This window comes from Microbacterium azadirachtae (genome assembly GCF_000956545.1).
GTDB classification, from domain to species: domain Bacteria; phylum Actinomycetota; class Actinomycetes; order Actinomycetales; family Microbacteriaceae; genus Microbacterium; species Microbacterium azadirachtae.
The window spans coordinates 1-5,980 of the sequence record NZ_JYIT01000025.1; the positions used below are offsets into that span (position 1 = coordinate 1).

At 72.7% G+C, this 5,980-nt stretch carries 6 protein-coding genes; 3 read left to right on the top strand and 3 right to left on the bottom strand.

Going from position 1 to position 5,980, the window contains the following annotated elements:
* From RL72_RS00280 to RL72_RS00290, 3 genes are all read left to right on the top strand, one after another.
* Nucleotides 1–591: SDR family oxidoreductase (locus tag RL72_RS00280; RefSeq protein WP_045248799.1), on the top strand; the 591-nt coding region annotated here is incomplete at its 5' end.
* Nucleotides 588–1,529, top strand: a complete 942-nt coding sequence (locus RL72_RS00285) for an alpha/beta hydrolase (RefSeq protein ID WP_052674086.1) — start codon at nucleotides 588–590, stop codon at nucleotides 1,527–1,529. The genes RL72_RS00280 and RL72_RS00285, both read left to right, overlap by 4 nt.
* Nucleotides 1,530–1,568: 39 nt before the next feature.
* Entirely contained in the window at nucleotides 1,569–2,636 is a 1,068-nt protein-coding gene (locus RL72_RS00290) for an alpha/beta fold hydrolase (RefSeq protein WP_045248800.1), read from the top strand.
* A 708-nt stretch (nucleotides 2,637–3,344) separates the two neighbouring features.
* Here RL72_RS00290 and RL72_RS00295 read toward each other — a convergent pair.
* The 3 genes from RL72_RS00295 to RL72_RS00305 form a co-directional block, all read right to left on the bottom strand.
* Complete coding sequence (locus RL72_RS00295) at nucleotides 3,345–4,412, bottom strand: alpha/beta fold hydrolase (protein ID WP_045248800.1); 1,068 nt, start codon at nucleotides 4,410–4,412, stop codon at nucleotides 3,345–3,347.
* A gap of 39 nt (nucleotides 4,413–4,451) precedes the next feature.
* Complete coding sequence (locus tag RL72_RS00300; protein ID WP_052674086.1) at nucleotides 4,452–5,393, bottom strand: alpha/beta hydrolase; 942 nt, start codon at nucleotides 5,391–5,393, stop codon at nucleotides 4,452–4,454.
* On the bottom strand, nucleotides 5,390–5,980 hold a 591-nt coding region (locus RL72_RS00305), incomplete at its 5' end, for an SDR family oxidoreductase (protein ID WP_045248799.1). The genes RL72_RS00300 and RL72_RS00305, both read right to left, overlap by 4 nt.

Sequence of the window (5,980 nt, forward strand, 5' to 3'; positions counted from 1 at the left end):
GAGAGCCTCGCGCTGGACCTCGGCGATCTCGACGCCCTGGCGGCGCAGCGCTTCGATGCCGACATCCTCGTCAACAACGCGGGGATCCAGACGGTCGCACCCATCGTCGAGTTCGACCCGGCGACGTTCCGGCGCATGCTCGACATCATGGTCACGGCGCCGTTCCTGCTGACCCGGGCCGTGCTTCCCGGCATGTACGCCCGCGGCTGGGGGAGGATCGTCAACATCAGCTCCGTGCACGGGCTGCGCGCGAGCGAGTTCAAGTCGGCGTACGTCACCGCCAAGCACGCGCTCGAGGGCCTGTCCAAGGTCACCGCGCTCGAGGGCGGTCCGTACGGCGTGACCAGCAACTGCCTCAACCCGGGGTACGTGAACACGCCCCTGGTGCAGAAGCAGATCGCGGATCAGGCGCGCACGCACGGGATTCCGGAGTCGGACGTCATCGAGAAGGTCATGCTCGCCGAGGCGGCGATCAAGCGCCTGCTCGAGCCCGAGGAGGTGGCCGACCTGGCGCTGTGGCTGTGCGGTCCGATGGCCGGATCCGTCACGGGGTCGTCGTACACGATGGACGGCGGCTGGAGCGCGCGATGAGCGAGGATGTCGCGCCCGTGCCCGTTGCGGCGCTCGCCGAATCCGCGTCGGATCCGCTGCCCGCGACGGATCCTGCGCTCGCCGCGTCCGTCCCGGATCCGGCGCTCGCGGTGACGACCTACGGGCCCGGCTCCGATGCGGCGGCGCTGCTGGCGATCCACGGCATCACCGCCAACGGCCGCTGCTGGGACACGGTCGCCGCGCTGCTGCCCGCACGGCGCATCCTCGCGCCGGATCTGCGCGGGCGGGCGCGCAGCAGTGCGCTGCCCGGGCCGTACGGCCTGCGCCGGCACGCGTCGGATCTCGCGGCTCTGCTGGATGCGGACGGCGGCGGGCCGCGCACCGTCCTCGGCCATTCGATGGGGGCGTTCGTCGCCGTCGCGCTCGCCGCGGCGAGGCCCGACCTGGTCGCGGAGCTCGTGCTCGTGGACGGCGGGTTCCCGCTGCCGCTGCCGTCGGGCGTCCGCAGTGCCGAGGACCTGGACATCGCCGCGCTGCTGGGCCCGGCCGCGCAGCGCCTCGCGCGGGAGTTCGCCGACGAGGACGCGTACCTCGATTTCTGGCGGGCGCACCCGGCGTTCGCCCGCGACTGGAGCCCGGCGGTCGAGGCGTACGCACGGCACGACCTCGACGGCGCCGCGCCGCACCTGCGCTCCTCGACCGTGGCCGCGGCCATGGTGCAGGACGGCGGCGAGCTCTACGGCCCGGACTGGTACGTCGCCGCGCTGCGCGGGCTGCGGATGCCGGTGGCCGTGCTGCGCGCGCCGCGGGGCCTCCTCGACGCGGAGCCGCTCTACGCGCCGGGCGCCCTCGAAGGGTTCCTCGACCTCGTGCCGCAGCTGCAGATCGTCGAGGTCGACGACGTGAACCACTACACGATCCTGTTCGCCGATCGCGGGGCGCGCCGCGTCGCCGCTGCGGTCGACGACCGCCGCTGACCGCCGCGCCTCCCCGCCCCGTTCCCGAAGGAACCCGCTATGACCGACACCCTGTTCGACGGCATCACGTCATTCCGCGTCGAGACGCCGCGCTACACCGCGAACGTGCGGGAGCGCCCGGCCGCGGATCCGGAGAGCCCGGACGCCACCATCGTGTTCGTGCACGGCAACGTGTCGTCGTCGCTGTACTTCGCGCCCACGATGCAGGCCCTGCCGGCGGGCGTGCGCGCCCTGGCGATCGACCTGCGCGGCTTCGGCGACAGCGAGACGAAGCCCGTCGACGCGACCCGCGGGCTGCGCGACTTCGCCGACGACGTGCGCGCCGTGCTCGACGCGCTGGGGCTCGACGCGGTGCACCTGGTGGGGTGGAGCATGGGCGGCGGCGTCGTGCTGCAGGTCGCGCTCGACGCACCGGAGCGCGTGCTCTCACTGACCCTCGAGGCGCCGGTGTCGCCCTACGGCTTCGGCGGCACACACGGTGCCGACGGCATCCGCAACGACGCCGACGGCGCCGGCACGGGCGGCGGTGGGGCGAACCCCGACTTCGTGGCGAGGCTCGAGGCGGGCGACACCACGGAGGAGGCGCAGACCTCGCCGCGCACCGTCTATCGTACGGCGTACGTGGCGAAGCCCGAGGCGCAGGCCGCGCACGAGGATGTCTGGGTCGCCTCGATGCTCACCACGAAGACCGGTCCGGACAACTATCCCGGCGACGCCGTCGCCTCGGAGAACTGGCCGGGCTTCGCGGCCGGCACGCGTGGCGTGCTCAACACCATGGCGCCGCAGCACCTTGACCTGTCCGGCATCGTCGACCTCGCCGTGAAGCCCCCGATCCTGTGGATCCACGGCGACAGGGACGCGATCGTCTCGGACGCCTCGTTCTTCGATCTGAACCACCTCGGCGCGCTCGGCGTGATCCCCGGGTGGCCGGGCGACGACGTCGCCCCTGCACAGCCGATGGTCACCCAGACCCGTGCCGTGCTCGAGCGGTACGCCGCGAACGGCGGAAGCTACCGTGAGGTCGCGCTGCCCGAGGCTGGACATGCGCCGCACCTCGACGAGGCGGAGACGTTCGATCGCGAGCTCGCCGCCCACCTCGGGGTGTGAGCCCGCCGCGCTCCGGGCGCACGTCGGGTGTGGCGCGCCCCTTCTCCGCGTTTCCCTCCTCTGGTCGTCTTTCCCTCCCCTCATCGGTGCGATTGCGGGGAGGGAAAGGCGCTGCGGGGAGGGAAACGCGAAGGGAGGTGTCCGGCCGCGCGGAGGCGCGCGACGCGGCCGCGCATAGGCTGCGCCTCGGATCCGCTGGGCCGCTGTCCAGGGTTCGTCCATCGGTTCCCCAGGGGGGTTTTCGTACATTTGAGGGATGTCCTATTCCGCTCATCGCCCCGGCCGCATGGATTCCCAGGGTCGGATCCGGCCGGGGTGTAGTCGCGCACGAAGATGAACGGGTCCTCCGCCGTCGGGTCGGCGGGGTTCGCGGGGTCGTTCTGTCCGTCGACGTCGAAGGCGATCCGACCCTGGGAATCCATGCGGCCGGGGCGATGAGCGGAATAGGACATCCCTCAAATGTACGAAAACCCCCCTGGGGAACCGATGGACGAACCCTGGACAGCGGCCCAGCGGATCCGAGGCGCAGCCTATGCGCGGCCGCGTCGCGCGCCTCCGCGCGGCCGGACACCTCCCTTCGCGTTTCCCTCCCCGCAGCGCCTTTCCCTCCCCGCAATCGCACCGATGAGGGGAGGGAAAGACGACCAGAGGAGGGAAACGCGGAGAAGGGGCGCGCCACACCCGACGTGCGCCCGGAGCGCGGCGGGCTCACACCCCGAGGTGGGCGGCGAGCTCGCGATCGAACGTCTCCGCCTCGTCGAGGTGCGGCGCATGTCCAGCCTCGGGCAGCGCGACCTCACGGTAGCTTCCGCCGTTCGCGGCGTACCGCTCGAGCACGGCACGGGTCTGGGTGACCATCGGCTGTGCAGGGGCGACGTCGTCGCCCGGCCACCCGGGGATCACGCCGAGCGCGCCGAGGTGGTTCAGATCGAAGAACGAGGCGTCCGAGACGATCGCGTCCCTGTCGCCGTGGATCCACAGGATCGGGGGCTTCACGGCGAGGTCGACGATGCCGGACAGGTCAAGGTGCTGCGGCGCCATGGTGTTGAGCACGCCACGCGTGCCGGCCGCGAAGCCCGGCCAGTTCTCCGAGGCGACGGCGTCGCCGGGATAGTTGTCCGGACCGGTCTTCGTGGTGAGCATCGAGGCGACCCAGACATCCTCGTGCGCGGCCTGCGCCTCGGGCTTCGCCACGTACGCCGTACGATAGACGGTGCGCGGCGAGGTCTGCGCCTCCTCCGTGGTGTCGCCCGCCTCGAGCCTCGCCACGAAGTCGGGGTTCGCCCCACCGCCGCCCGTGCCGGCGCCGTCGGCGTCGTTGCGGATGCCGTCGGCACCGTGTGTGCCGCCGAAGCCGTAGGGCGACACCGGCGCCTCGAGGGTCAGTGAGAGCACGCGCTCCGGTGCGTCGAGCGCGACCTGCAGCACGACGCCGCCGCCCATGCTCCACCCCACCAGGTGCACCGCGTCGAGCCCCAGCGCGTCGAGCACGGCGCGCACGTCGTCGGCGAAGTCGCGCAGCCCGCGGGTCGCGTCGACGGGCTTCGTCTCGCTGTCGCCGAAGCCGCGCAGGTCGATCGCCAGGGCGCGCACGCCCGCCGGCAGGGCCTGCATCGTGGGCGCGAAGTACAGCGACGACGACACGTTGCCGTGCACGAACACGATGGTGGCGTCCGGGCTCTCCGGATCCGCGGCCGGGCGCTCCCGCACGTTCGCGGTGTAGCGCGGCGTCTCGACGCGGAATGACGTGATGCCGTCGAACAGGGTGTCGGTCATAGCGGGTTCCTTCGGGAACGGGGCGGGGAGGCGCGGCGGTCAGCGGCGGTCGTCGACCGCAGCGGCGACGCGGCGCGCCCCGCGATCGGCGAACAGGATCGTGTAGTGGTTCACGTCGTCGACCTCGACGATCTGCAGCTGCGGCACGAGGTCGAGGAACCCTTCGAGGGCGCCCGGCGCGTAGAGCGGCTCCGCGTCGAGGAGGCCCCGCGGCGCGCGCAGCACGGCCACCGGCATCCGCAGCCCGCGCAGCGCGGCGACGTACCAGTCCGGGCCGTAGAGCTCGCCGCCGTCCTGCACCATGGCCGCGGCCACGGTCGAGGAGCGCAGGTGCGGCGCGGCGCCGTCGAGGTCGTGCCGTGCGTACGCCTCGACCGCCGGGCTCCAGTCGCGGGCGAACGCCGGGTGCGCCCGCCAGAAATCGAGGTACGCGTCCTCGTCGGCGAACTCCCGCGCGAGGCGCTGCGCGGCCGGGCCCAGCAGCGCGGCGATGTCCAGGTCCTCGGCACTGCGGACGCCCGACGGCAGCGGCAGCGGGAACCCGCCGTCCACGAGCACGAGCTCCGCGACCAGGTCGGGCCTCGCCGCGGCGAGCGCGACGGCGACGAACGCCCCCATCGAATGGCCGAGGACGGTGCGCGGCCCGCCGCCGTCCGCATCCAGCAGAGCCGCGAGATCCGACGCGTGCCGGCGCAGGCCGTACGGCCCGGGCAGCGCACTGCTGCGCGCCCGCCCGCGCAGATCCGGCGCGAGGATGCGCCGTGCGGGCAGCAGCGCGGCGACCGTGTCCCAGCAGCGGCCGTTGGCGGTGATGCCGTGGATCGCCAGCAGCGCCGCCGCATCGGAGCCGGGCCCGTAGGTCGTCACCGCGAGCGCCGGATCCGGGACGGACGCGGCGAGCGCAGGATCCGTCGCGGGCAGCGGATCCGACGCGGATTCGGCGAGCGCCGCAACGGGCACGGGCGCGACATCCTCGCTCATCGCGCGCTCCAGCCGCCGTCCATCGTGTACGACGACCCCGTGACGGATCCGGCCATCGGACCGCACAGCCACAGCGCCAGGTCGGCCACCTCCTCGGGCTCGAGCAGGCGCTTGATCGCCGCCTCGGCGAGCATGACCTTCTCGATGACGTCCGACTCCGGAATCCCGTGCGTGCGCGCCTGATCCGCGATCTGCTTCTGCACCAGGGGCGTGTTCACGTACCCCGGGTTGAGGCAGTTGCTGGTCACGCCGTACGGACCGCCCTCGAGCGCGGTGACCTTGGACAGGCCCTCGAGCGCGTGCTTGGCGGTGACGTACGCCGACTTGAACTCGCTCGCGCGCAGCCCGTGCACGGAGCTGATGTTGACGATCCTCCCCCAGCCGCGGGCGTACATGCCGGGAAGCACGGCCCGGGTCAGCAGGAACGGCGCCGTGACCATGATGTCGAGCATGCGCCGGAACGTCGCCGGGTCGAACTCGACGATGGGTGCGACCGTCTGGATCCCCGCGTTGTTGACGAGGATGTCGGCATCGAAGCGCTGCGCCGCCAGGGCGTCGAGATCGCCGAGGTCCAGCGCGAGGCTCTC